General features: G+C 69.6%; 23 protein-coding genes. 17 read left to right on the forward strand and 6 right to left on the reverse strand.

Annotated elements, in window-relative coordinates; translation table 11 throughout:
• The first annotated feature begins 28 nt into the window (after nucleotides 1-28).
• Genes ACJH7A_RS08205 through ACJH7A_RS08215 form a run of 3 tightly spaced genes read left to right on the forward strand, consistent with a single transcriptional unit; the run spans nucleotide 29 to nucleotide 3,028 of the window.
• Entirely contained in the window at nucleotides 29-1,789 is a 1,761-nt protein-coding gene (locus ACJH7A_RS08205; RefSeq protein ID WP_406801756.1) for an ABC transporter substrate-binding protein/permease, read from the forward strand.
• Entirely contained in the window at nucleotides 1,786-2,523 is a 738-nt protein-coding gene (locus ACJH7A_RS08210; protein ID WP_406801757.1) for an amino acid ABC transporter ATP-binding protein, read from the forward strand. Before ACJH7A_RS08205 ends, ACJH7A_RS08210 begins: the two co-directional genes overlap by 4 nt.
• Before the next feature lie 40 nt (nucleotides 2,524-2,563).
• Nucleotides 2,564-3,028 carry a MarR family winged helix-turn-helix transcriptional regulator gene (locus ACJH7A_RS08215; RefSeq protein ID WP_061006194.1) on the forward strand — a complete coding sequence of 155 codons (465 nt, stop codon included), beginning with the start codon at nucleotides 2,564-2,566 and terminating at the stop codon, nucleotides 3,026-3,028.
• Nucleotides 3,029-3,038: 10 nt separating this feature from the next.
• Here ACJH7A_RS08215 and ACJH7A_RS08220 read toward each other — a convergent pair whose 3' ends face one another.
• A complete protein-coding gene (locus ACJH7A_RS08220) occupies nucleotides 3,039-4,379 on the reverse strand; it encodes an amylo-alpha-1,6-glucosidase (RefSeq protein ID WP_061006195.1) in 1,341 nt (446 codons plus the stop codon).
• A gap of 54 nt (nucleotides 4,380-4,433) precedes the next feature.
• On the opposite strand from ACJH7A_RS08220, the gene ACJH7A_RS08225 reads away from it, so the two are divergent.
• Nucleotides 4,434-5,099 carry an SDR family oxidoreductase gene (locus ACJH7A_RS08225; protein WP_138251313.1) on the forward strand — a complete coding sequence of 222 codons (666 nt, stop codon included), beginning with the start codon at nucleotides 4,434-4,436 and terminating at the stop codon, nucleotides 5,097-5,099.
• 63 nt (nucleotides 5,100-5,162) lie between these two features.
• On the opposite strand, the gene leuS is transcribed toward ACJH7A_RS08225, so the two are convergent.
• Nucleotides 5,163-8,045, reverse strand: coding sequence for a leucine--tRNA ligase (leuS, locus tag ACJH7A_RS08230; RefSeq protein ID WP_406774433.1), 2,883 nt, complete (start codon nucleotides 8,043-8,045; stop codon nucleotides 5,163-5,165).
• 195 nt (nucleotides 8,046-8,240) lie between these two features.
• Here leuS and ACJH7A_RS08235 point away from each other — a divergent pair, with 195 nt between their 5' ends.
• A complete protein-coding gene (locus tag ACJH7A_RS08235) occupies nucleotides 8,241-9,260 on the forward strand; it encodes an LpqN/LpqT family lipoprotein (protein ID WP_212807784.1) in 1,020 nt (339 codons plus the stop codon).
• A gap of 49 nt (nucleotides 9,261-9,309) precedes the next feature.
• Nucleotides 9,310-9,666, forward strand: coding sequence for a hypothetical protein (locus ACJH7A_RS08240; protein ID WP_212807785.1), 357 nt, complete (start codon nucleotides 9,310-9,312; stop codon nucleotides 9,664-9,666).
• 8 nt (nucleotides 9,667-9,674) lie between these two features.
• Here ACJH7A_RS08240 and ACJH7A_RS08245 read toward each other — a convergent pair whose 3' ends face one another.
• Nucleotides 9,675-10,295: a YqgE/AlgH family protein gene (locus ACJH7A_RS08245; RefSeq protein ID WP_371824590.1), complete on the reverse strand. Its 621-nt coding sequence runs from the start codon at nucleotides 10,293-10,295 to the stop codon at nucleotides 9,675-9,677.
• 119 nt (nucleotides 10,296-10,414) lie between these two features.
• Between ACJH7A_RS08245 and ACJH7A_RS08250 the strand changes: the two genes are divergently transcribed.
• The gene (locus ACJH7A_RS08250) at nucleotides 10,415-11,704 is read left to right on the forward strand and encodes an MFS transporter (RefSeq protein WP_406801759.1); all 1,290 of its coding nucleotides are present in this window, start codon (nucleotides 10,415-10,417) and stop codon (nucleotides 11,702-11,704) included.
• A gap of 9 nt (nucleotides 11,705-11,713) precedes the next feature.
• Nucleotides 11,714-12,496 carry a TIGR03084 family metal-binding protein gene (locus ACJH7A_RS08255; protein WP_406801760.1) on the forward strand — a complete coding sequence of 261 codons (783 nt, stop codon included), beginning with the start codon at nucleotides 11,714-11,716 and terminating at the stop codon, nucleotides 12,494-12,496.
• Nucleotides 12,497-12,529: 33 nt separating this feature from the next.
• Here ACJH7A_RS08255 and ACJH7A_RS08260 read toward each other — a convergent pair whose 3' ends face one another.
• Both ACJH7A_RS08260 and ACJH7A_RS08265 read right to left on the reverse strand, forming a co-directional pair.
• Nucleotides 12,530-13,012: a pullulanase gene (locus tag ACJH7A_RS08260; RefSeq protein WP_318985832.1), complete on the reverse strand. Its 483-nt coding sequence runs from the start codon at nucleotides 13,010-13,012 to the stop codon at nucleotides 12,530-12,532.
• An 18-nt stretch (nucleotides 13,013-13,030) separates the two neighbouring features.
• Nucleotides 13,031-14,491 carry a CCA tRNA nucleotidyltransferase gene (locus ACJH7A_RS08265; protein WP_406801761.1) on the reverse strand — a complete coding sequence of 487 codons (1,461 nt, stop codon included), beginning with the start codon at nucleotides 14,489-14,491 and terminating at the stop codon, nucleotides 13,031-13,033.
• Between the two features lie 123 nt (nucleotides 14,492-14,614).
• Between ACJH7A_RS08265 and ACJH7A_RS08270 the strand changes: the two genes are divergently transcribed.
• The 9 genes from ACJH7A_RS08270 (at nucleotide 14,615) to ACJH7A_RS08310 (ending at nucleotide 26,038) form a co-directional block, all read left to right on the forward strand.
• The gene (locus ACJH7A_RS08270) at nucleotides 14,615-15,400 is read left to right on the forward strand and encodes an NUDIX hydrolase (RefSeq protein WP_212807793.1); all 786 of its coding nucleotides are present in this window, start codon (nucleotides 14,615-14,617) and stop codon (nucleotides 15,398-15,400) included.
• A complete protein-coding gene (locus tag ACJH7A_RS08275; protein WP_212807794.1) occupies nucleotides 15,397-17,793 on the forward strand; it encodes a hypothetical protein in 2,397 nt (798 codons plus the stop codon). The genes ACJH7A_RS08270 and ACJH7A_RS08275 overlap by 4 nt, the downstream gene beginning before the upstream one ends.
• Nucleotides 17,790-21,212: a murein biosynthesis integral membrane protein MurJ gene (gene murJ, locus ACJH7A_RS08280; protein WP_406774432.1), complete on the forward strand. Its 3,423-nt coding sequence runs from the start codon at nucleotides 17,790-17,792 to the stop codon at nucleotides 21,210-21,212. The genes ACJH7A_RS08275 and murJ overlap by 4 nt, the downstream gene beginning before the upstream one ends.
• 95 nt (nucleotides 21,213-21,307) lie before the next feature.
• Nucleotides 21,308-21,859 (forward strand): RNA polymerase sigma factor SigM, encoded by a 552-nt coding sequence (sigM, locus tag ACJH7A_RS08285; RefSeq protein WP_212807796.1) that lies wholly within the window; start codon nucleotides 21,308-21,310, stop codon nucleotides 21,857-21,859.
• A gap of 87 nt (nucleotides 21,860-21,946) precedes the next feature.
• The gene (locus tag ACJH7A_RS08290; protein ID WP_406774431.1) at nucleotides 21,947-22,708 is read left to right on the forward strand and encodes a hypothetical protein; all 762 of its coding nucleotides are present in this window, start codon (nucleotides 21,947-21,949) and stop codon (nucleotides 22,706-22,708) included.
• 121 nt (nucleotides 22,709-22,829) lie between these two features.
• Nucleotides 22,830-23,768 (forward strand): thioredoxin-disulfide reductase, encoded by a 939-nt coding sequence (gene trxB / locus ACJH7A_RS08295; RefSeq protein WP_212807798.1) that lies wholly within the window; start codon nucleotides 22,830-22,832, stop codon nucleotides 23,766-23,768.
• Between the two features lie 40 nt (nucleotides 23,769-23,808).
• Nucleotides 23,809-24,141, forward strand: a complete 333-nt coding sequence (gene trxA / locus ACJH7A_RS08300) for a thioredoxin (protein ID WP_020099879.1) — start codon at nucleotides 23,809-23,811, stop codon at nucleotides 24,139-24,141.
• A 157-nt stretch (nucleotides 24,142-24,298) separates the two neighbouring features.
• Nucleotides 24,299-25,492: an N-acetylmuramoyl-L-alanine amidase gene (locus tag ACJH7A_RS08305; RefSeq protein ID WP_212807799.1), complete on the forward strand. Its 1,194-nt coding sequence runs from the start codon at nucleotides 24,299-24,301 to the stop codon at nucleotides 25,490-25,492.
• 72 nt (nucleotides 25,493-25,564) lie between these two features.
• Entirely contained in the window at nucleotides 25,565-26,038 is a 474-nt protein-coding gene (locus ACJH7A_RS08310) for an AAA family ATPase (protein ID WP_406774430.1), read from the forward strand.
• 284 nt (nucleotides 26,039-26,322) lie between these two features.
• Here the strand turns inward: ACJH7A_RS08310 and ACJH7A_RS08315 are convergent, their stop codons facing one another.
• A complete protein-coding gene (locus ACJH7A_RS08315) occupies nucleotides 26,323-26,529 on the reverse strand; it encodes a hypothetical protein (protein WP_406801762.1) in 207 nt (68 codons plus the stop codon).
• Between the last annotated feature and the right edge of the window lie 92 nt (nucleotides 26,530-26,621).

The raw sequence follows: 26,621 nt of genomic DNA on the forward strand, positions 1-26,621 counted from the left end.
CGGCCGGGTACCGGCTAGGTTGACCTGCGTGACCTCTTTCCTGCGTGCGACGGTAGCGATACTGGTGGCACTCCTGGTCGGCTCGCTGAGCGTGGGCGTACCGGCCCGCGCCACCACGGATCAGTGCGCGCCACCCGGCGAGCAGAGCGCCAGCGCCCTGCCCACCAACCTGTCCACCGCCGCCAAAGGCGACGGCACCGACAAGTACACGACACCTGGTACCCAACCACTTTCGACGGTGCGCCCGGAGTCCTTGGGGCTGGGCACGCCGGGTGTGCTGACTGTCGGCACGCTGTCGGACGCCCCGCCGAGCATCTGTATCAACTCCAGCGGCCAGTTCACCGGGTTCGACAACGAGCTGCTGCGGGCGATCGCCGCGAAGATCGGCCTACGCGTCAACTTCGTCGGCACCGATTTCGCGGGCCTGCTGGCCCAGGTCGCCTCCCGGCGCTTCGACGTCGGGTCGTCATCGATCACCACCACCGACGCCCGGCGGCGCACCGTCGGGTTCACCAACGGCTATGACTTCGGCTACTTTTCGCTCGTCGTGCCGACCGGATCGGCCATCAACGGATTCGGTGCACTGAAGGCGGGGCAGCGCATCGGCGTCGTGCAGGGCACCGTGCAGGAGGCCTACGTCGTCGACACCCTGCACCTGGAACCGGTGAAGTTCCCGGACTACGCCACGGTGTACGCCAACATCAAGACCCGGCAGATCGACGCCTGGGTGGCGCCGTCGCAGCAGGCCTCCGGCACCGTGCAACCGGGCGATCCGGCACGCATCGTCGAAAACACCTTCAGTCTGGACAACTTCGTGGCCTACGCGGTCGCCAAGGAGAACAAGCCGCTGATCGACGCGCTCAACGCCGGGCTGGACGCGGTGATCGCCGACGGCACCTGGGCGCGGCTCTATGCCGACTGGGTCCCCCGGGCGCTGCCGCCGGGCTGGAAGCCCGGATCCAAGGCCGCACCCGTGCCGCAGCTGCCCGACTTCAACGCCATCGCCGCGTCGCACGCGTCGGCGGCCCCGTCGGCCGGTCCCGCACCCAAATCGACGCTGTCCCAACTGAAAGACGCGTTCCTGGACTGGCATCTGTACCGGCAGGCCATCCCCGACCTGTTCAAGACCGGCCTGCCGAACACGCTGATCCTGACCGTAAGCGCCAGCGTCATCGGTCTGATCATCGGCATGGCGCTGGCCATCGCCGGTATCTCCCGGTCACGCTGGCTGCGCTGGCCGGCCCGGGTGTACACCGACATCTTCCGCGGCCTGCCCGAAGTGGTGATCATCCTGGTCATCGGGTTGGGTATCGGGCCGGTCGTCGGCTCGCTGACGGGAAACAACCCGTACCCCTTGGGAATTGCCGCGCTGGGCCTGATGGCGGGCGCCTACATCGGTGAGATTCTGCGCTCCGGTATCCAGAGTGTCGACGCCGGCCAACTCGAGGCCTCACGCGCGCTGGGCTTCGGCTATCCGGCGTCGATGCGCCTGGTGGTGGTGCCGCAGGGCGTACGACGGGTGCTGCCGGCGCTGATGAACCAGTTCATCTCGCTGCTGAAGGCGTCGTCGCTGGTGTACTTCCTCGGGTTGATCGCCAGCCAACGCGAGCTGTTCCAGGTCGGCCGCGACCTCAACGCGCAGACGGGGAACCTGTCGCCCCTGGTCGCCGCCGGGCTGTTCTATCTGGCCCTGACCGTTCCGCTGACCCATCTGGTCAACTACATCGACCGGCGACTCAGCAAGGGCAAGCCCGTCGCAGCCGAGATCGCGACCCAGGAGATCATATGACCACGCCGCAGGCAGTTTCCTTGGCCGCCAACGATATTCACCTGTCGTTCGATGCCAACACGGTGTTGCGCGGCGTCGACCTGGACGTCCCGGCCGGCACCACGACAGCGGTCATCGGGCCGTCGGGCTCGGGCAAGTCGACGCTGCTGCGCACCCTGAACCGGTTGTACGAGCCGGATCGTGGCGACATCCTGCTCGACGGGCGGTCGGTGCTGAAGGACAACCCCGATCAGCTGCGTCAGCGGATCGGGATGGTCTTCCAGCATTTCAATCTGTTCCCGCACCGGACGGTGCTGGAGAACGTCACGCTGGGGCCCCGGAAACTGAAGGGCCTGGACGGCGCTGCGGCCCGCGAACTCGGGCTGCAACTGCTGGACCGCGTGGGGCTCAAACACAAGGCCGACGTGCGCCCGGCAACCCTTTCCGGCGGGCAACAGCAACGTGTCGCGATCGCCCGCGCCCTGGCCATGAGCCCCCAGGTGATGTTCTTCGACGAGGCCACCTCGGCGCTGGATCCCGAACTGGTCAAGGGCATCCTGGCGCTCATCAGCGAACTCGGAGCGGACGGCATGACCATGGTGGTGGTGACCCACGAGATGGGTTTCGCCCGGTCAGCGGCAGATTCCGTGGTGTTCATGGATGGCGGCCGGGTGATCGAGACCGGAACGCCCGAACACATCTTCGAATCCGCCGAAACTCAACGTTTACGTCAATTTCTGGCGCAGGTTGTCTAATACCGACCAGTATCCGGCATACACGTTAGACTATCGAACTATGTCGTCGACGGAGCCGCAGGTGGCGGACCTTGCAGGAGACCTGCAACAGGTCCTCTCCAAGCTGTTCAACGTGATGCGCCGACGCGTCGAGATCCCCAAGGACGCCGAAGCCGGTGCCGATCTGACGTTGGCGCAGCTGTCCATCCTGCTGACCCTGCTGGACCGCGGCCCCATCCGGATGACGGAGTTGGCCGCGCACGAACGGGTCCGCACGCCCACCACCACGGTGGCGATCCGCCGGTTGGAGAAGCTGGGACTGGTCAAGCGGTCGCGTGACCCTTCCGATCTGCGCGCCGTCCTGGTGAACGTCACGCCGCGCGGACTGGTGCAGCACCGTGAGGCCCTCGAGGCCCGTCGTCAGGTGCTCATCGCGATGATGGCCAAGCTGACCCCCGAGGACATCGACAACATCTCCAAGGCCCTTGCGCCGCTGGAGAAGCTGGCCACCAGCAACGACGACTAGGTCTGTCGGGTCAGCCCAGCCAGTCGAGTACGGCAGCGGCGGTCCACGACTGCTGCATGCTGCCGAGCGGTTCCCCGGTGAAGGGTTCGTAGTATTCGGCGAATGTGCCGTCGCTGGCCTGCCGCAAGCCTTCCCGGCGCAGAATCGACGCGCGCTCGGACCAGCCGCGGCGGGCGAAACACCACGAGAACAACCACGTCATCACCGGCCACACCGGGCCGCGCCAGTATTCGCGCGGCCGGAAGTCACGGGACACCGGTGACGTCGACGGGATCAGCGGGTACTTGAGGTCCGGGTGGGCGCAGAACCGCGGTCCCTCCAGCAGGCGCAGCAGCGCCCGTTCGCGGTCGTGCGGCAGACCGCCGCAGAGCAGCGGCGCGAACTGCGCCACGGTCTCACTCGGAATCCACTTGCCGGCCCGCAGATCGAAGTCCCGCGCCGCGCCGGTGCGCTCGTCGGTGGTCGCCACCACGCCTTGCCGGAACCGCTCGGCCCACGAATAGAGTTCGCGCACATCTGAATTGGGCCGCTTGTAGTCTTCGCCGATCTCGGCCAGGACCGTGCACGCCACCGACAGGATGGCCGAGACGAACACGTCCTCGACCTGGAAGCTCAGCACCTTCGGCAGCAGCGCATCGTCGTACCGGACGGACTTCATCTCCTCCAGCAGCCACAGGTAGCGGTCGTACTCGACATCGGACGGCCGCTGGCTGGTGTCGGTGATGATCGCGTTGTCCTCGCGCTGGTACTCGGGCACCGCACCCGGAACCACGTTGGCGTACGCGCTGTCCCACCGCGGTGAGTTGTCCATGCCGGACTCCCAGCCGTGGTACAGCGTCACCCGGCCGTGCTCCTGGGGGTCGCGGGCCTCGGCCAGCCAGCGGTGCCAGCGCACCAGGTCGTCCCACCGGCGGTCCAGGAAGGCCTCGGCGACCACCCGGGTCGAGCGCCCGCGGGTGCGGGCGTGGTCCAGAATCCGTTGCACCGCAATGGCATGCACTGGCGGCTGGGTGATACCGGAGGTGTCCCGGTTGCGCGGCGCGTTGACGGCCAGGCTCGAGGTCTCCCACCGGGCCGGCCCCGGGAAATAGCCGTCGACGCCGTTGGCGAACACGATGTGCGGGATCATGCCGTTGGCCCACTGCGCCGACAGGAGCGTATCCAGCTCGACCACGGCACGCTCGACCGTCAGCGACGCCAGGCCGATCGATACGAACGCGGCATCCCAGCTCCACATGTGCGGATACAGCAACGGCGCGGCCGTCGTCATGACGCCCAGGTCATTACCGCGCAGCAGGTAGGCGGCGCGGGCCGAGAGCTGGGTGGGCGCGAAGCTGTGGTCGGGTGGCATCGCTGTCTATTGTGCGTCGCCGCCCGGGGATTCGCTGATCGGTAGGCTCACGCCATGCCGACCGCAATGATCACCGGCGCGTCCCGGGGCCTCGGAATGGCCATCGCCGAAGCCCTCGCGCCGACCCACACGCTGTTCCTGGCCGGCCGGCCGACGGCCGAACTCGACGCCGTGGCCGAGCGACTGGGCGCGACGACGTGGCCCATGGACCTCACCGACTACGAGGGCGTCGAGGCGACGGTCGAGCCGATCGTGGAACTCGACGTACTGATCCACAATGCCGGCGTGGCATACCCGGGCCGGGTGGGCGAATCCTCCATCGAGGAGTGGCGGGCCACCATGGAAGTCAATGTGCTTGGCGCCGTGGGGCTTACCCTGCCGCTGCTGCCGGCCCTGCGGGCGGCCCGGGGTCAGGTGATCTTCGTCAACTCCGGTGCCGGCCGCAGCCCGTCCCCCGGGCTGGCGTCGTACACGGCCAGCAAGTTCGCGCTGCGGGGCTTCGCCGATGCCCTTCGCGCCGACGAACCGGCACTGCGGGTGACGACGGTCTACCCCGGCCGGATCGACACCGACATGCAGTGGAACCTGGTGGCCTATGAAGGCGGCGAATACAAGCCGGAGCGCTTCCTCAAGCCCTCGACCGTCGCCCAGGTGATCGCCCAGGTCGTGGCGACCCCCGACGACGCCCACCAGCACGAGGTGATCATCCGCCCCCGCTGATTCCTGAGGGATTTGTGCACGATTTTCCGCGGTCAGCGCGAAAAATCGTGCACAAATCCCAGGTCAGGCGACGATGTTGACCAGTCGGCCGGGGACGACGATGACCTTCTTGGGTGTGGCCCCGGCCAGGAAGGCCTGCACCTTCTCGTCGGCGAGGGCCGCGGCTTCCAGCGTGGCCTTGTCGGCATCGGCAGCGACGACGATCTTGCCGCGCACCTTGCCGTTGACCTGGACCGGGTACTCGACGGTGTCGTCGACCAGGTAGCGCTCGTCGGCGACCGGGAACGGGCCGTGCGCCAGCGACTTCGCGCTGCCGAGACGGCGCCACAGTTCCTCGGCCAGGTGCGGCGCCAGCGGCGCGACCATCAGCACCAGCGGCTCGACCGCGGCGCGCGCGGTCACGCCCTCCTTGGTGAGGTGGTTGGTGTACTCGATGAGCTTGGCGGCCGCGGTGTTGTTGCGCAGCGCGGCGTAGTCCTCGTTCACGCCGGCGATGGTCTTGTGCAGCTGCTTGAGCGTCTCCTCGGACACCGCATCGTCGGAAACCCTTGGCTCACCCGTGGTTTCGTCGACGACGACGCGCCACACGCGCTGCAGGAACCGGTGCGCGCCGACGACGTCCTTGGTCGCCCACGGCCGCGACGCCTCCAGCGGGCCCATCGACATCTCGTAGACGCGCAGGGTGTCGGCGCCGTATTCCTCGCAGATCTCGTCGGGCGAGACGGAGTTCTTCAGGCTCTTGCCGATCTTGCCGAACTCCTGGTTGACCTCGATCTCGCCGTCCGGGCCGGTCCAGAAGAACTTGCCTTCGCGTTCAACGACTTCCGCCGCCGGCACGTAGCTACCGCGGGCGTCGGTGTAGGCGAACGCCTGGATGTAGCCCTGGTTCACCAGGCGGCGGTACGGCTCGCGCGACGACACGTGGCCGAGGTCGAACAGCACCTTGTGCCAGAACCGCGAGTACAGCAGGTGCAGCACCGCATGCTCGACGCCGCCGACGTAGAGGTCGACGCCACCCGGATCGCCGGCGCCGTGGATCTCGGGCCGCGGGCCCATCCAGTAGGCCTCGTTCTCCTTGGCGCAGAACGCTTCCGGGTTGTGCGGGTCGGCGTAGCGCAGCTCGTACCAGGAGCTGCCGGCCCACTGCGGCATGACGTTGGTGTCGCGGGTGTAGGACTTGAGCCCGTCACCGAGATCGAGGTCGACGTGCACCCACTCGGTGGCCTTGTTCAGCGGCGGCGACGGCTCGCTGTCGGCGTTGTCCGGGTCGAACAGCACCGGCGAGTAGTCGGGCACGTCCGGAAGTTCCACGGGCAGCGCTGAATCCGGCAGCGGGTGGGCCTGGCCGTCGGCGTCGTAGACGATCGGGAACGGCTCGCCCCAGTACCGCTGGCGTGCGAAAAGCCAATCGCGCAGCTTGAATTCGACGCGGGCCTGGCCGCGGCCGTCCGCGATCAGCTTCTCGGTGACGGCGGCCTTGGCGTCGGCGACGTTGAGGCCGTCGAGGTAGTCGGAATTGACCACTGCGCCGTCGCCCGTGTACGCGGACTCCGAAAGATCGCCACCGGCAATGACTTCCACGATGGGCAGACCGAACGCAGTCGCGAACTCCCAGTCGCGCTGGTCGTGGCCGGGCACCGCCATGATGGCGCCGGTGCCGTAGCCGGCCAGCACGTAGTCGGCAATGAAGATCGGAACCTGCTGTCCGTTCACCGGATTGGTGGCGTAGGCGCCGGTGAAGACACCGGTCTTGGTCTTGTTCTCCTGGCGCTCCAGGTCGGACTTCGCGGCGATGGCGGCGCGGTAGGCGGCGACCGCCTCGGCCGGCGTGGCCGCACCGTAGGTCCACCGCTCGTCGACGCCGGCGGGCCACGAACCGGTCAGCAGCGAATCCACCAGGTCATGCTCGGGGGCCAGCACCAGATAGGTGGCTCCGAACAGAGTGTCGGGGCGGGTGGTGAAGACCTCGATGTCGGCGTCCCCGGCGGAGAACAGCACCTCGGCACCGACGGACCGGCCGATCCAGTTGCGCTGCATGGCCTTGACCTTGTCGGGCCAGTCCAGCACGTCCAGGTCCTCGAGCAGCCGGTCGGAGTACGCGGTGATGCGCATCATCCACTGCCGCAACCGCTTCCGGAACACCGGGAAGTTGCCGCGTTCGCTGCGGCCGTCGGAGGTGACCTCCTCGTTGGCCAGCACGGTGCCCAGACCCGGGCACCAGTTGACCATCGAGTCTGAGCGGTAGACCAGGCGATGCGCGTCGACGACCTCGGCCCGTTCGGCGGCCGTCAGCGCGGACCAGTCCCGTCCGTCGTCGAGAGTCCGTGCCCCGGAATCGAATTCGGCGATCAGTTCGGCGATGGGCCGGGCCTTCTGCTGCGCTACGTCGAACCAGGCGTTGTAGATCTGCAGGAAGATCCACTGCGTCCACTTGTAGAAGTCGGTGTCGGTGGTGGCGAAACTGCGGCGCGAGTCGTGGCCCAGTCCCAGCCGGCCCAGCTGCCGCCGGAAGTTGACGATGTTGGCCTCGGTCCGGGTGCGCGGGTGCGTGCCCGTCTGGACCGCGTACTGCTCGGCGGGCAGACCGAAGGCGTCGAAGCCCAGGGCGTGCAGGACGTTGCGGCCTGTCATGCGGAAGTAGCGGGCGTATACATCGGTCGCGATGTAGCCGAGCGGGTGCCCGACGTGCAGGCCGTCGCCCGAGGGGTACGGGAACATGTCCTGCACGAACATCTTGTCGGCCGGCACCGGCGAGCCGTCGGTGGGCGCGAGCGAGCCGACGGGGTTCGGCACGTTGAAGGTGCCGCGGTCCGTCCACACCTGCTGCCAGTCGGCCTCGATGCGGCCGGCCAGTTCGGCCGTGTAACGGTGCTGCGGGCTGTCGGCGTCAACGGCCACGGCCGCCTCGGGACGCACGCCTGCCTGCGCATTCGGGGAATCGCTCACGTGCACAGGGTAGTCAACACCCCCGGCGCGACCTGCATCACGCCAGCCGATAGGCGTTGGTCTCGGTTCCGTTGCAGTGCGGTCAGAGCACGGTTGCAGGTGCGCGCCGGATCTGGTGGGCACTGCGCCCACCTACCTACAGTCGGCTCCAGTGCAACGCGTGAGACAGAAGTGAAGCGGAAGGACCGGCGCCACATGTTCGAGAACGCCCGCCACTGGCGGCTTCTGGCAGGAGGTGTCGCCGCGGGCCTGGCGGGCGTCGTCGGCTTCGCAGGCAACACCGCATCCGCCGATCCCCTGCCGCCCCAACCCGTCGTCCCGGCACCGGCGACGGTGACCCAGACGGTCACGGTGCAGGCCGCCCCGGCGCCGGTGGCTGCCGCCCAGCCGGCCGGACCCGCGTTCATCCCCGCAGGTCAGCCCGCGGGCGTACCCCAGCCGGCGACGCTTCCCCAGCCGGCCACGCTTCCCCAGCCCGCAGTGGCGCAGCCGGTCGTCGCCCCGGCGCCGGCGCCCGCACCCGCCATCGCCCCGGCTGCCTCGGGCACCATCGCCGAGTTCTTCCGCGCCCACAACGTCGCCATGCAGCGGCAGACCGCCGCCGGCTTCACCGCACTGAACATCGTCCTGCCGGTGCCGCCGGGCTGGGCCGCGGTGCCCGACCCGAACGTGCCCGACGCGTTCGCCGTGATCGCCGACCGCGTCGGCGGCGACGGCCTCTACACCTCGAACGCCGCGCTGCAGGTCTACAAGCTGGTCGGCGACTTCGACCCGCGCGAAGCCATCAGCCACGGCTTCATCGACAGCCAGCAGCAGGTCGCGTGGCGGTCCACCGACGGTTCGATGGCCGATTTCTATGGCATGCCGTCGTCGATCATCGAGGGCACCTACCGCGAGAACAACCTGACGCTGAACACCTCGCGGCGGCACGTCATCGCGACGTCGGGCACAGACCGCTACCTGGTGACGCTGTCGGTGACCACGAGTGCGCAGGTGACCGTCGCGTCCGGCAATGCCACCGACGCCATCGTCAACGGGTTCAAGGTCAGCGCGCCGGGTGCGCCCGCCGCGGCACCCGCACCCGCTGCCGTGCCCGTCGCACCGGCACCCGTCCCGGCTCCGGCCGCGCCGATGGTTCCCGCACCGGCCGCCGTCCCGGCGCACACCGCCGGAGCCGTACCGCTCACCGCGTCGATCCCCGGGCTGGGCCGCTGACCGGTCGCCGGTTTGGAGCGGCCGCCCGGCCGCCCCTATCCTGAGACGCATGCTGATCGCCGCCGTGCTGTGCCTGTGCGCGGCCGTGGTGACCGCGGGCGTCGGCGCCTGGTCGCTGAGCCGGCCCCCCTCGACCGACACTGTGCCGCGCGTGCTGCGCTCGGTGGCACCGATCCAACTCGCGACGGCCGCGATGCTCGCCGCCGGTGGTGTCGTCGCGCTCGTCGCGCCGCGCAGCACCGGGGTGATGGTCCTGATGGTGTGCGTCATCGGCGCCGTCGGCACCTTCGCGGCCGGTTGCTACCAGGGCGCCAAGGCCGGGGCCGCCATGATGGCCCGGGACAACGCGCCCGCCGGTGACGGCTGCGCCGGCAGCTGCGCCAGCTGCACGCTGTCCTGCAGCTGAATTCGCCGCTAGTTCCGGCTCACGTCGATCGGGTGCGTCGCCAACATCGCCATGGGCATCGGCTGACGTCGTAGCACCCGCGACCACAGATCCACCCGCGGTCCCACGAGGACGTCCGACGGCAACGCCGACAGTACGATCCAGTCGTCGCGCTCGATCTCACCGTCGAGCTGACCGACCGACCACCCCGAGTAGCCGGCGTAGATCCGGACGCCCTCGACGGCACTTTCGATCTCGTCGGGATCGGCGTCCAGGTCGACCATCGCGATACGGCCCTGCACATGCCGCAGGCCGGGCACCGACGACACATCGACGCCGACCTTCAGGGTCGCCAGGCACAGCGCGGAATCGCGCTTCACCGGACCGCCGATGAACATCGACTTGGGCTTCTTCGCGAGCTTCGCCCACTGCGGCAGCACGTTGTAGACGGCCGTCTCGCTGGGCCGGTTCAGGACGACGCCGAGCGTGCCACCGGAGTTGTGCTCGACGATGTAGATGACGCTGCGCCGGAACGTCGGCTCCAACAGGTCGGTGTTGGCGAGCAGCAGTGTCCCCGCCCGAATCCCATGCGAGGCGGGAGCGAAATCGCGGTAATCCTCCGGTTCCTCTGACTGCGCCACGCCCTCCATCATGGCACTTGAGAGCCGTCGCCGTGACCAACGCACACGGCCCGCCGGGATATTTGTACTGTGGAGCGGGTCGCTTCAACCACGCCCGGCACTCCCAAATTCAGGACACGAACATCCCAGTGACCGCCAGCCGTCCCCACCACGTCGTCCTGCATGCGGTGCAGGCCCTACCGGACTTCCGCCGGCTGCTGGAACTGCGCGCGGTCAGCCAATTCGGTGACGGACTCTTCCAGGCCGGCCTGGTGGGCGGCCTGCTGTTCAGTCCGGAACGCCAGGCCACCCCGTTGGCCATCGCCGGCGCCTTCGCCGCGCTGTACCTGCCGTACTCGCTGCTGGGTCCGTTTGCCGGCGCGCTGCTCGACCGCTGGGACCGCCGGCAGGTGCTCATCGCCGCCAACCTCGGCCGGCTGCTGGTGATGATCTGCGTCGGCGCGCTGCTGGCCAACGCCGCGACCGACCAGTGGATCCTGTTCGGCGCGTTGATCGTCAACGGCTTCACCCGCTTCGTCTCGTCCGGGCTGTCGGCCGCACTGCCGCACGTGGTGCCCACCGAACACGTCGTGTCGATGAACTCGGTGGCGACCGCGTGCGGCGCCGTCTCGGCGTTCGTCGGCGCCAACGTGATGCTGCTGCCCCGATGGCTGCTGGGTGCGGGCGACACCAGCTCGGCCGTGGTGATCTGGTTGGCGGCGCTGGCCGTCGCGGTGGCGCTGTGGCTGTCGGTGCGCTTCCACCGCCACCTCCTGGGACCTGACGACAGCGCCCGCGCGGTCCACGGCTCGGTCGCCTACGCCGTCATCACCGGCTGGGTCTACGGCCTGCGGTCGGTGGCGAACGTGCCGACCGTGACCGCCACCCTGACCGGTCTGGCGGCGCACCGGATGGTGTTCGGCATCAACACCCTGATGGTGCTGGTGATCGTCCGGCACGGCGGCGGCGAACACGTCGCCGGGTTCGCGGTGACCGTCGTGTTCGTCGCTGCCGCGGGCCTCGGGTCGTTCCTGGGCAATATCGTCATGCCGACCGCGGTGCGCCGCTGGGGTCGCTACGCGACCGCCAACGGCGCCCTCGCCATTGCGGCCGTGGTTCAACTCGCCGGCGTCGGCCTCCAGATACCGGTCCTGATCGCCTGCAGTCTGGTGCTGGGCACGGCCGGGCAGGTGGTCAAGTTGTGCGCCGACTCGGCGATGCAGCTCGACGTCGACGACGCCCTGCGCGGCCACGTGTTCGCGGTCCAGGACGCGCTGTTCTGGATGGCGTTCATCGTCGCGATCACGGCATCGGCGGCGGTGATCCCGGACGACGGCAAGTCCTCGGCCCTGATGGCCGCCGGCGCCGTCGTCTACCTCGTGGGCTTGGCCCTGCACGCGACGCTGGGCAAGCGCAGCAGAACCAGCGGTACCGTCTAGGGTGCTGCCATGGCCCCCAATGCTGCTGCCGGTGTCATCGCCGATCTGCGTGCCGAAAGTGACGACCTGGACCGCCTGGTCGCCGACCTGCCACCCGCCGAGTGGGCCACTGCGACCCCGGCCGAGGGCTGGACCATCGCCCACCAGATCGCGCATCTGTGGTGGACCGACAAGGTGTCGGTACTGGCGGTGACCGACGAGGAGGCCTTCGCCGCGACGCTCACCGAGGCGTGGAAGAACCCGCTCGGCTTCGTCGACGTGGCGGCCGAAGAACTCGCGCAGACCCCGCCGGCGGAGATGCTGGCGCAGTGGCGCGCGACCCGGAACACGCTGCACGACGCGCTCGAAGGTGTCGCCGACGGCCGCAAGCTGCCGTGGTTCGGCCCGCCGATGAGCGCCGCATCCATGGCGAGCGCACGCCTGATGGAGACCTGGGCGCACGGCGCCGACGTCGCCGACACACTCGGGGTCCGGCGTCAGCCGACGGCCCGGCTCAAGTCGATCGCGCACATCGGCGTTCGGACAAGGGATTTCGCGTTCACGCTCCACGAGCTGACCCCGCCGGCCGAGGTGTTTCACGTGGAACTTTCCGCGCCCGATGGCTCGGTGTGGACCTGGGGTCCGGACGACGCCGCGCAGCGGGTCACGGGCTCGGCCGAGGACTTCTGCCTGCTGGTCACCCAGCGGCGGCCGCTCCGCGAACTCGACGTCAAGGCCGTCGGCGACGACGCCCAGAAGTGGCTGACCATCGCCCAGGCCTTCGCCGGTCCGCCGGGAGCGGGCCGGGGCTGAGTTCGCGCCGTTGACCCTGCGCCGCTGACAGGGTCAACGCTGGATTGCGCCGGCCGAGTCGGCCGCGCCATCGCCGTCGGTATCGGACAGCTGCACATCCCACCGCCCGTCGCCGTCGGTGTCCGCGTACGCCACCGGCCCGGCCAGCACGCGGTCCGCGAGTCCGTTGCCGTCGGCGTCGATCAGCCGGTCGTCGACCGCACCGTCACCGTCGAAGTCGACGACCGCTCCCCCGCTCTGCTCGGTGCCGTCCAGGCCGAACCACCGCAGCCCCGACCCCACCGCCCAGGTGCCCGATCCGTCGTCGGTGAACGACCTGCGCGCGCCGTCGACATCGATCACGGCATGGTCGGCCCGGCCGTCCCCGTCGAAGTCGGCCAGCGCGTCGTCGAACAATCCGTCGCCGTCCACGTCCAGCCGCACACCGTCCAGCGTGCCGTCGCCGTCGGCGTCCACCGCCGGCTCCCCCGGCCACCACGACGCCGACCCGTCCCCGTCACTCAGGCAATAGTCCATACCTGAATGGACGGCTGATCAGCCTCTGGCGTTCCACCATTTCTGCAATTCGGCGACGGCCTCGTCGTGCGACAGCGGGCCGCGGTCCAGCCGGAGCTCCTTGAGGAACCGCCACGCCTCGCCGACCTGCGGCCCGGCCGGGATGCCGAGCAGCGTCATGATCTCGTTGCCGTCGAGGTCCGGCCGTACCCGAGCCAGATCCTCCTTCGCGGCCAGCTCCTCGATGCGCCGCTCGAGACCGTCGTAGTTGGCCTGCAACCGCGCCGCCCGGCGACGGTTGCGGGTGGTGCAGTCCGCGCGCACCAGCTTGTGCAGCCGGCTCAGCAGCGGCCCCGCGTCGGTCACGTACCGCCGCACCGCCGAGTCCGTCCACTTGCCGGTGCCCTTGTCGTCGGCGTAGCCGTGGAACCGCAGGTGCAGGTACACCAGCTGCGAGACGTCGTCGACCATCTGCTTGGAGTACTTCAGCGCGCGCATGCGCTTGCGCGTCATCTTGGCGCCGACCACCTCGTGGTGGTGGAAGCTGACGCCACCGTCGGGCTCGTGCCGCCGGGTGTCGGGCTTGCCGATGTCGTGCAGCAGCGCGGCCCAGCGCAGCACCAGGTCGGGTCCCTCGTCCTCGAGGTCGATCGCCTGCCGCAGCACCGTCAGCGAGTGGTGGTAGACGTCTTTGTGCTGATGGTGCTCGTCGATCGCCATCCGCATGGCACCGACCTCGGGCAGCACGACATCGCCCAGTCCGGTCTGCACCATCAGGTCCACGCCGGCCATCGGATCGGCGCCGAGCATCAGCTTGTCGAGCTCCGCGGCCACGCGCTCGGCGGTGATCCGGCCCAGCTGCGGCGCCATCTCGATCAGGGCCTCCAGAACGCGCGGCGCCACCGAGAACCCCAGCTGCGAGACGAAGCGGGCGGCCCGCAACATCCGCAGCGGATCGTCACCGAAGGACACCTGCGGCGCCGACGGGGTGTCGAGCACCTTGTCCGCCAACGCGGCGAGCCCGCCCAGCGGATCGTGGAATTCACCGATGCCGCCGGGCAGGTCGGGGTTGATCCGGACAGCCATCGCGTTCACTGTGAAGTCCCGGCGCACCAGGTCGTCCTCGAGCCGGTCGCCGAACACCACCTCGGGATTGCGGGAGACCTGGTCGTAGCTGTCGGCGCGGAAGGTGGTGATCTCGATGCGCTGCCCGTACTTGGCCGCCCCGATGGTCCCGAACTCGATCCCGGTGTCCCACAACGCTTCTGCCCAGCCGCGCAGCATCCTCTGCAACTCGGCCGGACGGGCGTCGGTGGTGAAGTCCAGGTCGTTCAGGTCACGGCCGAGCAGCGCGTCGCGCACACTGCCGCCCACCAGGTACAGGTCGTGACCGGCCGCGGCGAACACGCGCCCGAGGTCTACGAGCAAACCCGCATGCTTGTTCAGTGCGACCGCGGCAGCGGTCAGCAACGCGGCATCGGTACTTGCTTCGTTCGGCACGTCCGATGAGCCTAATGCGCCCACCCCACGGTTTGGTACCGACCATCGCGGCACGGTCACAACTGGGCCACTGACCGGCGAGTGGGGACAGAGCGCCCAACCTGAGCAGCTACTATCGCTTGGGTGTCGGAAGGCGAGCGTGCCAAACCACGACGACGCCGCGGGCGACGTCGCGGTCGACGCTCGGCAGGTCCGCCCAGCGACAACACCCAGGGCACCGACACCGATTCGGCCGCTGCGCCCCGCAACGGCACCGCACAAGCCGCCCCGGCTGCGGCTCCCGCCACTCCCGCCGCCCGCAAGTCGAACAACGACCGGCTGCGCACCGTCCACGAGACATCGGCCGGCGGGCTGGTGATCGACGGCCTCGACGGCCCCAAAGACACCCAGAAGGCGGCACTCATCGGCCGCATCGACCGCCGCGGCCGCATGCTGTGGTCACTGCCCAAGGGGCACATCGAACTCGGCGAGACGGCCGAACAGACCGCCATCCGTGAGGTCGCCGAGGAGACCGGACTGCAGGGCAGCGTGCTGGCCGCGCTCGGCAGCATCGACTACTGGTTCGTGACCGAGGGCCGGCGCGTGCACAAGACAGTGCACCATTACCTGATGCGATTCCTGGGCGGTGAACTCTCCGACGACGACGTCGAGGTCACCGAAGTGGCGTGGGTGCCGCTTCGGGAACTGCCGTCCCGCCTGGCCTACGCCGACGAGCGCAAGCTCGCCGAGGTGGCCGGCGAACTGATCGACAAACTGCACACCGATGGACCGGGCGCCCTGCCGCCGCTGCCGCGCACCGCGCCGCGCCGCCGCCCACAGACCCATTCCCGCACGCGGAACCATCGCACCGACGACTCCGCCCATACCCAACCCGGCCGCCGCGCGAACGGCTGCGGACCCGGGTCGTGAAGGTCAGGTTGGCGGCCTCGACAGTTCTCCTGCGCGTCCTGGCAGTCACCGCCCTGTTGCTGTTGCTCACCGCCCCGATCACGCCGCATTCGTCGGCAGGCGAACCGGGCGGGACGACGTTCCTGCAACTGCGCATCGACCACGTCACCCCCGACGTGGTCACCACCACGAGCGAGCCGGTGGTGACGGTCAGCGGCACCGTCACCAATGTCGGTGACCGCCCGGTGCACGACGTCATGGTGCGCCTCGAGCACGCGGCAGCGGTGACGTCGTCATCCGGGCTGCGGACGACGCTGTCCGGGGAGCCGACAGACTTCTCCGCCGTCGGCGACTTCACCACGGTGTCGCAGGATCTCGCGCGCGGGCAGAGCGTGCCGTTCCGGCTCGCGTACCCGGTGCGCTCGGCCGACCATCCCGCCCTCGGCATCGACCGTCCGGGTGTGTATCCGCTGCTCGTCAACGTCAACGGGACACCCGACTACGGGTCGGCCGCCCGGCTCGACGACGCCCGCTTCCTGCTGCCGGTGCTCGGCGTACCCGCCACTCCGCCCGCTGCGGGCAGCGGTAGTGGCACCGGCCAGCAGCCGATCGACGCCGTCGTGCCACCCGACACCGCACATCCCGTCGCACTGACTCTGCTCTGGCCGCTCGCCGACCGTCCGCACCTGGCGGCCGGCGTCCCCGGACGCACCGAACCGGCCCGCCTCGCCGACGACGACCTCGCCGCCTCCCTGGCCAACGGCGGCCGCCTCGACACCCTGCTCGCCGCGGCGGACTTCGCCACCAACGACCAGGTGGATCCCGGCGGCCTCATGCGCGGCGCGATGTGCCTGGCCGTCGACCCCGACCTGCTGATCACCGTCAACGCGATGAGCGGCGGCTACGTCGTGACCGACGACCCGGAGGCCGGCCTCAACTCACCCACCCACCCGGGCACCGGCCAGCAGGCCGCGACCGAATGGCTCAACCGGCTGCGGCAGCTCGCCCAACGGGTGTGCGTCACCCCAACGGTGTACGCCCAGGCCGACCTACGCGCGCTGCAGCGCGTCGGCGACGCCGCCCTGAACACCACCGCCACCACCGATGCCGGGCCCATCGTCAACCAGCTGCTCGGCATCCAGTCCCTGCGCGGCGCGACGGTCGTCGGCGACGGCCCGCTCACCGGCCCGGCGGTGCGGCTGCTGTCGGCGCAGCCCGATCCGACCGTCGCGATCGCCGCGGCGCCCATCACCGCCGACGACGCCGCGAATCCCGCCGACACCGCGCCCCGCCGCTACAGCGACAAAGTGACCGTGGCGCCGTTCGACCCGTGCGTCGCCGCGGCCCTGGCCGGCGCGGGCCGGACCCCGATCTCGCCGGGATACCTGGACACCTCACTGCGGGTACCGCTCAACCACGACTCGCAGGTGGCACGGCGCCAGGACGCCATCGCCTCGGTGCTGTGGCGTGGGCTGCAACCCGACGCCCAACCGCGAAACCAGATCCTGATGCCGCCGCTGGCGTGGGACGTGACGCCCGACGACGCCCAGGCGATCCTGACGTCGGTCGCCACGGCGATCCACTCCGGCCTCGCCGTCGCCCGCCCGATGCCCGCGGTGATCGCCGAAGCACAAGAGCTGCCGCCGACGCAGACGGCCACCCCGCCGGACAACGGCACCGGCAACCCCAAGGCCCGCTACGGCGACGGCATCACCAGCCAGATCTCGACCACCATGGAACGAATCTGGGGCCTGACCGCCGCGCTGACCGTCAACACCCAGACGGGTCTGACGGGCGACCAGTACACGGCGCCGCTGCGGGAGGACATGCTGCGGGCGCTGACGCAGTCGGTGCCGCCGACCGTCCGCGAAGCCATGGCCCAGGAGCGCGTCAGCACCACGCAGCGCACGATGGACGACCTGTTCCACGGCGTCACCGTCGTCAACCCCGGCGGCTCGTACACGCTGGCGACCGAACGCAGTCCCCTCCCCCTGGCCCTGCGCAACGACCTGCCCGTGCCGATCCGCGTGCGGCTGGTCATCGACGCGCCACCGGGCATGACCGTCACCGACATGGGTGAGATCGAACTGCCGCCGGGCTACCTGCCGCTGCGGGTACCGATCGAGGTGCATTTCACCCAGCGCGTCGCGGTCGACGTCTCCTTGCGCACGGTCAACGGGCTGACGCTCGGCGAACCGGTCCGGCTGTCGGTGCATTCCAACGCCTACGGCAAGGTGCTGTTCTTCATCACCCTGTCCGCCGGCGCCGTGCTGTTCCTGCTGGCCGGCCGGCGGCTGTGGCACCGGTTCCGCGGGCAGCCCGACCGCGCCGACCTGGACCGGCCGCACCATAGCCGGCCCATCCGGCCCGATCCGCTCGACACCGCCATCGCCCACGCCCCGGAGGACTCATGAGCGAGGCTCGCCGAGCGAATCAACGGCCGCTGGGCGCGCCACCCCGCCCGAACGCCGCGGCCAACACTGCCGCCGCCCCACCGCCCCGGCGGGCCGAGCTGTCCGACGCCGCCGTCGTCTCCCGGTCCTGGGGCATGGCCTTCGCCACGCTGGTCAGCCGCATCACCGGGTTCCTGCGCATCGTGCTGCTCGCCGCGATCCTCGGTGCGGCCCTGTCCAGTTCGTTCACCGTCGCCAACCAGCTGCCGAACATGGTGGCCGCCCTGGTGCTGGAGGCGACCTTCACCGCGATCTTCGTGCCGGTGCTGGCCCGCGCCGAACGCGACGACGCCGACGGGGGCGCCGCGTTCGTGCGGCGGCTGGTCACGCTCGCCACCGCGCTGCTGCTGCTGACGACGGTGCTGTCGGTCGCGGCGGCACCGCTGCTGGTGCGGCTGATGCTGGGCAGCGACCCACAGGTCAACGAGCCGCTCACCACCGCCTTCGCGTATCTGCTGCTGCCGCAGATCATCTTCTACGGGTTGACCTCGGTCTACATGGCAATCCTGAACAACCGCAACGTGTTCGGGCCGCCGGCGTGGGCGCCGGTGCTCAACAACGTGGTCGCGATCATCACGCTGTGCGTGTATGTGCTTGTCCCGGGCGAACTCTCGATCGACCCCGTCGAGATGGGCAACGCCAAGCTGCTCGTGCTCGGCATCGGCACCACGCTCGGCGTCGTGGCCCAGGCCGGGATCCTGCTGTACTCCCTGCGCCAGCATCGCGTCGACCTGCGGCCGCTGTGGGGTATCGACGACCGGCTCAAGAAGTTCGGCACCATGGCCATCGCGATGATGCTGTACGTCCTGATCAGCCAGATCGGGCTGATCGTCGGCAACGAGATCGCCAGCCACGCAGCCGCATCCGGCCCGGCGATCTACAACTACGCCTGGCTGCTGCTGCAGTTGCCGTTCGGCATGATCGGCGTGACGGTACTGACCGTGGTGATGCCCCGGCTGTCGCGCAACGCCGCCGCGAACGACAACCCTGCGGTACTCGCCGACTTCTCGCTCGCCACCCGGCTGACCATGGTGACGCTGATCCCGATCGTCGCCTTCATGACCGTCGGCGGCCCCGCCATCGGCAGCGCCCTGTTCGCGTACGGCAACTTCGGTGCCACCGACGCGGGTTATCTCGGCATGGCCATCACGCTGTCGGCGTTCACCCTGATCCCGTATTCCATGCTGTTGCTGGAACTTCGGGTGTTCTATGCCCGCGAGCAACCCTGGATCCCGATCGTCCTGATCGTCGTGATCACCGTGGTGAAGATCGTCGGCTCGCTGATCGCGCCGCACCTGACCGACGATCGGGAGCTCGTGGCCGGCTACCTGGGCCTGGCCAACGGCCTGGGCTTCCTGGCCGGTGCGACCGTGGGCTACGTGTTGCTGCGGTCGGCACTGCGGCCGCCGCGCGGCCGGATGATCGAGCTGCCGGTGATCCGGACCATCCTGGTGACCGTCTGCGCCTCCCTGGGATCGGGCCTGCTCGCTTATCTCGCCGACAAACTGCTGGGATTCGACCGGCTCACCGAGCACGGCGGCGCCGCCGGATCGTTGCTGCGCCTGGTTCTGCTCGGCGTGATCATGCTCCCGGTGATCGTGACGGTGCTGGTAGCAGCCAAGGTGCCCGACGCCCTGGCCGCAGTGGCTTTCGTGAAACGCCGGCTGGGCCGCGGCGCCCCGACACCGACCCCCGCAGTCCAGGTCAGCTCGGCTGTACCGGACTCCCGGCGGACCTCGGTCCCGTACCCTGGACACGGCATTTCATCACCGGTACCACCGCGGCCCGGCGCGTCCGCCACTGGCGGGGCAAACCGGGGCACTGGTACCACGGGCGGGCTTCGGAAAGGATTTGCGGTGACCGACGCACCCGCGGACCAGGGATCCGCCCCCATCTCGGATACGTCAGGCGGCGGCAGCGACGATGTCGCCCTGCGGGCCGGCGCCGTCGTCGCCGACGGTCGCTACCGCCTGCTCGTCTTCCACGGCGGTCCCCCGGATCTGCAATTCTGGCACGCGCTCGACATCGCGCTCGACCGCCAGGTCGCGCTGACGTTCGTCGACCACGACGGCGCGCTCCCGCAATCGATGGTCCAGGAAATCCTCACCCGGACAAGCAAACTGAGCCACATCGAGGGGCCGGGGCTGGCCCGGATCCTGGACGTCACCCGACTCGGCCACGGTGGCCTGGTGGTCAGCGAATGGATCCGCGGCGGTTCGCTCGCCGAGGTGGCCGCGACGGATCCGTCGCCGATGGGCGGGGCCCGCGCCATCCAGTCCCTGGCGTCGACGGCCGAATCCGCACACCGGGCCGGCGTCGCGTTGTCGATCGATCATCCCGGCCGGATCCGGGTCAGCATCGAGGGCGACGTGGTGCTCGCCTTCCCCGGCACGCTGCCGTCGGCCACACCCGAGGACGACATCCGCGGCATCGGCGCCACGCTGTACGCGCTGCTGATCAACCGGTGGCCGCTGCCCGAGGCCGGCGCGCTCAGCGGCATGCTGCCCGCGACACAGAACAGCGCGGGCCAGCCCATCGAGCCCCGCGCGGTCGACGGGACCATCCCCTTCCAGATCTCCGCCGCGGCCGCCCGGGCCGTGCAGGAGGGTGGCGGAATCCGTTCGGCCCCAACGCTGTTGAATCTGCTCCAGCAGGCCACCACCGTCGCCGACACCACCGAGCTGCTCGAGCCCGTCGACAGCTCGCAGGGCCCCGAGTCCGAGGACGCGGCGGAACTCGAAGCGGCCGCCAAGCGGCGCAAGGCACTGCTCATCGGGGTGGGTGTCGGTGGAGCCATCCTGCTCGTGGCACTGCTGGTGCTGGCGTCGGTGCTCAAGGGCATCTTCGGCGACGTCGGCGGCGGCCTGGACAAGCAGCAGCTCGGCCTCAACAGCCAGCGCCCCACCACGAGCGGTGCCCCGACCCCCGGCAATGTGGTGAAACCCGTTGGTGTGACGGTCTTTTCGCCCGGCGGCGGCGCGGACTCCCCCGAAACCGCCGGCAAGGCCATCACCGGCGCGCCCGGTGACGCATGGTCGACGGACGTCTACACCGATCCCACGCCGTTCCCCGGGTTCAAGAGCGGCGTCGGCCTCATGCTGAACCTGCCCCAGGCGACCACGGTCGCGTCGGTCAGCCTGAACCTGACCAGCACCGGCACCGCGATCCAGATCCGGTCGGCGCAAACCGCCAACCCGTCCTCACTGGACGCCACGACCGTGCTGACGCAACCGGCGACCATGAAGACCGGCTCCAACACGATCACGATCAGCAACGCGCAGCCGACGCAGCATCTGCTGATCTGGATCTCCACGCTGGGGACCGTCGACGGCAAGAGCAAGACCGACATCTCCAACGTGGTCGTGAAGGCTGCCGCGTAAGTTATCCACAGGGTCCACGGGCCATCTGTGCAGGTCGGGACGGTTCCGGTCAATTCGCGTCGGGTGCGTTCCCGGACCCGATTTATGGTTCGGAAGTGGGGAGTTTCGGGGCGCCACAGTCGGACGCATCAGACGCAGAGTTGCTCGCGGCGCACATCGCCGGTGAGCGGTACGCGTTCGAGGAACTGTTCTACCGACACCGGCACCAGCTGTACCGGCTCGCCCGCCTGACGAGCCACGACCCGCAGGATGCGCTGGACGCCCTGCAGGACGCGCTGTTCAAGGCCCACCGGCACGCGCCGCGGTTCCGGCACGACAGTTCGGTGCGCAGCTGGCTGTGCCGCATTGTCGTGAACTCGTGCCTGGACCGGTTGCGGCACAACAAGTTTCACCGTGCCGAAGAGCTCAGCGACGCCACCTGCCGAACCGCGGACCCCGCGCACCGGATCGAGACCACCATCGTCATCGAACGGGCGCTGCTGCGGCTGCCGGTCGAACAGCGGGCGGCCGTGGTCGCCGTCGACATGCAGGGCTACTCGGTCGCCGAGACCGCGGCGATGCTGGGTATCGCGGAGGGCACCGTGAAGAGCCGCTGCTCGCGGGCGCGCGCGAAACTCGCGCAGTCGCTCGCCCACCTCGCCGACTGACGGGTGCCGGTCACGTGACGTTTTCGCCCCGATCACCGGCGACGGTGTACCGCGGGTCTCTGCGGCGACCGGATTAGGCTTCGGCAGGTGGACGACGAACAGGCCGATCAGTCCGTCTCCCTCGAGCTCCTGGCCGACCTGCAGGCCGGACTGCTCGACGACGCCACCGCGGCCCGACTGCGCCGCCGCATCCGCGACGATCCGGCGCTCGCCCGTCGGTACGCCGCACTCGAACAGGTCCGGCGCGACGTCCACGACCTGGCGGACGACCCCACCGCCACCGACCTGCCCGCAGACGCGACCGCCCGCATCGGCTCGGCCCTGCGCGACCCCGGCTCGAAGCCGCGCCACACCGTCGTCCCCGGTCGGCCCGCCGGCCACGGCGCGCGCACGGCACGTCCCGCCGTCGTCGCCGCGGCCGTCGCTGGGCTGCTCGCCGTCGGCATCGGCGCCGTCGTGGTGTTCGGCGGACCCGACGAGCCGGCCCGCGTCTCCGCCGGTCCCAGGGCGGCGTCACTGACGGTGCAGCGCCAGGCCGGGATGCCGTGGCCGGACCGGCAGATCCTGGACCTGCGGAGCCGGCCACCCGAGTTGGGCGCGCTCGCCGCACCGGATCGCCTGCGGTCCTGCCTGACGGGGCTCGGCTACTCGCCCACCACCGCGGTCCTCGGCGCGGCCACCCTGACGATGCACGACCGTGCCCAAGTGCTCCTGCTGCTCCCGAAAGCCGACGACGGCGCTCTGATGGCCCTGGTGGTGTCTCCGGGCTGCAATTCGAGCGACGCCGGCCTGGCCGCCGACGCCGTCATTCCCGACGCTCCGGGCCCGCCGGCGCAATCGCGCCGCTGACCGCCCCGGAGCCCGCCAAACGGCCGGGAACACCGGCACTTACCCTGGTGTTATAGGCGTACCGACTCTGGCAGCAGGCCGACCAGGTATGAGCCTGACCAGAGCCAGATGAAAGGCGGCCATGACCACCCAAGACACCGTGCACGACGTGATCATCATCGGCTCCGGGCCGGCCGGCTACACCGCTGCGGTGTACACGGCCCGCGCCCAGCTCAAGCCGCTGGTTTTCGAAGGTGTCCAGTTCGGTGGTGCGTTGATGACCACCACTGAGGTGGAGAACTACCCGGGCTTCAAGGAGGGCATCACCGGCCCCGAGCTCATGGAGGAGATGCGCGAGCAGGCGCTGCGGTTCGGCGCCGACCTGCGCATGGAGGACGTCGAGGCGGTGTCCCTCGACGGACCCGTCAAGACCGTCACGGTCGACGGCGAGACCCATCAGGCCCGCGCCGTCATCCTCGCGATGGGCGCCGCCGCCCGCCACCTCGGCGTGCCGGGCGAGCAGGAGCTGATCGGCCAGGGTGTCAGCACGTGCGCCACCTGTGACGGTTTCTTCTTCCGCGATCAGGACATCGCCGTCATCGGCGGCGGCGACTCCGCCATGGAGGAGGCGACGTTCCTGACGCGCTTCGCCCGCTCGGTGACGCTGATTCACCGCCGCGACGAGTTCCGCGCCTCGCGGATCATGCTGGAGCGCGCGCAGGCCAACGAGAAGATCACCTTCGTCACCAACACCGAAGTTGTTGCGGTGGAAGGTGATTCGAAGGTCAGCGGGCTGCTGCTGCGCAACACCGTCACCGGCGAGGAGAGCAAGCTCCCGGTCACCGGCGTGTTCGTCGCTATCGGCCACGACCCGCGGTCGGAGCTGGTGCGCGGCCTCGTCGACCTCGACGACGAGGGCTACGTTCAGGTCAAGGGCCGCACCACCAGCACGTCGCTGGACGGCGTGTTCGCCGCGGGCGATCTGGTCGACCACACCTACCGGCAGGCCATCACCGCGGCCGGCAGCGGCTGCGCGGCGGCCATCGACGCCGAGCGCTGGCTCGCCGAGCACCACGGCTGATCGTCCTTCCCCCACAGAGTTCACCCGAGAGGAGCAGTACATGAGCGAGGGCAGCGCAACGCTGACCGTCACCGACGGTTCGTTCGACAGCGACGTCATCAAGAGCGGCACCCCGGTGCTGGTCGACTTCTGGGCGACCTGGTGCGGACCGTGCAAGATGATCGCCCCGGTGCTCGAGGAACTGGCCGGCGAGAAGGCCGGGGAGCTGACGATCGCCAAGCTCGACGTCGACGCCAACCCCGAGACCGCCCGTAGCTTCAACGTCGTCTCGATCCCGACCCTGATCCTGTTCAAGGACGGCGAGCCGGTGAAGCGCATCGTCGGCGCCAAGGGCAAGGCCGCCCTGCTGCGCGAAATCGCCGACGAACTCTGATCCCATCAGCGGCTGCGCACCCGCCGGTTTCGGCGGGGCGCACCGCTGCTGCCTGTGAAGTTGCGGAATCCTGAGGAGCGTCTGCGACAATGGGTCCAGGCGTCCCGCCAGTGCGCAGCTGTCCGCCCGCCTGGCGTCCGTGATTGAAAGGCCAGGAATGTCGATACTGCGTCGCGGTGACCGGGGAGGTTCGGTCACCGAGATTCGGGCCGCACTGGCCGCCCTGGGGCTGCTGGACAGTCCCGACGCGGATCTCACCACCGGCAAGCACGTCGCGCTCGACCTCTTCGACGAGGAACTCGACCAGGCCGTGCGTGCCTTCCAGCAGCAGCGTGGCCTGCTCGTCGACGGCATGGTCGGCGAAGCGACGTACCGCGCGCTGAAAGAGGCCTCGTACCGCCTGGGGGCGCGCACGCTCTCGCACCAGTTCGGTGCCCCGATGTACGGCGACGACGTCGCCACCCTGCAGGCCCGGCTGCAGGATCTCGGCTTCTACACCGGTCTCGTCGATGGTCATTTCGGCTTGCAGACCCACAACGGCCTGATGTCGTACCAGCGCGAGTACGGCATGTTCCCCGACGGCATCTGCGGTCCGGAGACGTTGCGCTCGCTGTACTTCCTGGGTTCGCGGGTCACCGGCGGTTCGCCGCACGCCATCCGCGAAGAGGAACTCGTCCGGCGCAGTGGCCCCCGTCTGACCGGAAAGCGGATCATCATCGATCCGGGCCGCGGCGGCGACGACCGCGGGCTCATCATGACCAGCCCGTCCGGCCCGGTCAGTGAAGCCGACGTCCTGTGGGACCTCGCCAGCCGGCTGGAAGGCCGCATGACGGCCATCGGCATGGACACGTTCCTGTCGCGCCCTGTCAGCGGCAGCCCGGCCGACGCCGAGCGGGCCGCAACGGCCAACGCGGTCGGTGCCGATCTGATGATCAGCCTGCGGTGCGCCAGCCTGCCCAGCCCGGCAGCCAACGGCGTCGCCTCGTTCTACTTCGGCAACTCGCACGGTTCGGTGTCCACCATCGGCCGCAACCTCGCCGACTTCATACAGCGGGAAGTCGTGGCGCGCAGCGGTTTACGTGACTGCCGCACCCACGGCCGCACCTGGGACCTGCTGCGGCTCACCCGGATGCCCACGGTGCAGGTCGACATCGGCTACGTGAGCAACCCGCACGACCGGGAGCTGCTCACCTCCCCCGGCCACCGCGACTCCATCGCCGAAGGCATCCTGGCCGCCGTGAAGCGGCTGTACCTGCTGGGTAAGAACGACCGTCCCACAGGCACTTTCACGTTCGCCGAGCTGCTGGCTCACGAGATGTCGGTCGAGCAGGCCGGCCAGGCCGGCGCCTAGCCCTGCTGCCCTCAGGGTTTTCGTCATGCACGCCACCGCATTTCGGTGCGCGGGCTGGTTGAATCGGTCGGTATGAGTGGCCACGCCACGGTTCTCGTGACCGGCATGTCCGGAGTCGGCAAGTCGACGACGCTGGCCGGCCTCGCCGAACGGGGTTACGCCACAGTCGATACCGACGACGGGGAGTGGATCGACGTCGTCGACGGCGAGCCGCTCTGGCGCGAACCTCTCATCGACGAGCTGCTGCAGCAACCGCGCGACGGGCCCTTGTTCGTGCAGGGCACCGTGGCCAACCAGTGGCGCTTCTACGGCCGGTTCGATGCGGTCGTACTCCTCACCGCCCCAACCGATGTCGTGTTGGATCGGCTGCGACGCCGGACCAACAATCCGTACGGCAAGAGTGCCGACGAGCGCGCCCGGATCCTGGCCGACATCGCAGAGATCGAACCGCTGCTGCGGCAGTCGGCCACCCACGAGATCGACACGACCCGCCCGCTGCCGGAGGTGGTCGACGCTCTGGTCGCCATCGCCGCGAAGGCGGTCTAGCGGGCTCCGGTCACTCGTGCCGGCCCGAACCCCGTCTCCCCCAGCGTCGTCCCGCAGGGGCCGCCACTGAGGCCTCATGGCCCGCCTGGCGGACCGGGAAGCGCCGGACGCCCAGACGTCCCCGGATCGCCGGCCGCGCCCCCGATTTCGACCGCGAGGCGGTTGCGACATGAGCGTCACGTGACGCTTGTTCCGGTTGGTCCTGGGTCATCGTGATTCAGGCCCCATCGGCGGGTGTTCCGGCTTGGAGTCCCCATGTCGCTGACCGGATTGGGTTCTCCCGATCACAACCACCGTCGGGCCAACAGCGCCACCGGTGACGCGCACCCGACACCGATGAGCGCGAGCACCGTCAGCGATGCTGCCGCATCTGAGGCCACGAGCTGCGACCCCGCCCAGGCGCCGGAGAAGATCCCGACTTGAAACGCCAGCACGTACAGATAGGACGCGAAGGCAGCGTTGGGGCAACGCTTGATGAGGATCGTCTGCATGGTCGGCGCCCAACAGGCTAAGTCCCCTGGGGTGGTGGGAATTCGGGGACGGGGCTGAGGTGGGCGGAGATGTTCAGGCCGTGTCGGTGCCG

Origin of the sequence: Mycobacterium sp. SMC-17, assembly GCF_045310915.1 — a bacterium.
In the GTDB taxonomy this organism is placed as follows: domain Bacteria; phylum Actinomycetota; class Actinomycetes; order Mycobacteriales; family Mycobacteriaceae; genus Mycobacterium.

Coding starts and splice junctions, on each gene's coding strand:
- ACJH7A_RS08210 (WP_406801757.1), top strand. CDS start 1,786: ATGACCACGCCGCAGGCAGTTTCCTTGGCCGCCAACGATATTCACCTG.
- ACJH7A_RS08215 (WP_061006194.1), top strand. CDS start 2,564: ATGTCGTCGACGGAGCCGCAGGTGGCGGACCTTGCAGGAGACCTGCAA.
- ACJH7A_RS08220 (WP_061006195.1), bottom strand. CDS start 4,379: ATGCCACCCGACCACAGCTTCGCGCCCACCCAGCTCTCGGCCCGCGCC.
- ACJH7A_RS08225 (WP_138251313.1), top strand. CDS start 4,434: ATGCCGACCGCAATGATCACCGGCGCGTCCCGGGGCCTCGGAATGGCC.
- ACJH7A_RS08235 (WP_212807784.1), top strand. CDS start 8,241: ATGTTCGAGAACGCCCGCCACTGGCGGCTTCTGGCAGGAGGTGTCGCC.
- ACJH7A_RS08240 (WP_212807785.1), top strand. CDS start 9,310: ATGCTGATCGCCGCCGTGCTGTGCCTGTGCGCGGCCGTGGTGACCGCG.
- ACJH7A_RS08245 (WP_371824590.1), bottom strand. CDS start 10,295: ATGGAGGGCGTGGCGCAGTCAGAGGAACCGGAGGATTACCGCGATTTC.
- ACJH7A_RS08255 (WP_406801760.1), top strand. CDS start 11,714: ATGGCCCCCAATGCTGCTGCCGGTGTCATCGCCGATCTGCGTGCCGAA.
- ACJH7A_RS08260 (WP_318985832.1), bottom strand. CDS start 13,012: ATGGACTATTGCCTGAGTGACGGGGACGGGTCGGCGTCGTGGTGGCCG.
- murJ (WP_406774432.1), top strand. CDS start 17,790: ATGAGCGAGGCTCGCCGAGCGAATCAACGGCCGCTGGGCGCGCCACCC.
- trxB (WP_212807798.1), top strand. CDS start 22,830: ATGACCACCCAAGACACCGTGCACGACGTGATCATCATCGGCTCCGGG.
- trxA (WP_020099879.1), top strand. CDS start 23,809: ATGAGCGAGGGCAGCGCAACGCTGACCGTCACCGACGGTTCGTTCGAC.
- ACJH7A_RS08305 (WP_212807799.1), top strand. CDS start 24,299: ATGTCGATACTGCGTCGCGGTGACCGGGGAGGTTCGGTCACCGAGATT.
- ACJH7A_RS08310 (WP_406774430.1), top strand. CDS start 25,565: ATGAGTGGCCACGCCACGGTTCTCGTGACCGGCATGTCCGGAGTCGGC.
- ACJH7A_RS08315 (WP_406801762.1), bottom strand. CDS start 26,529: ATGCAGACGATCCTCATCAAGCGTTGCCCCAACGCTGCCTTCGCGTCC.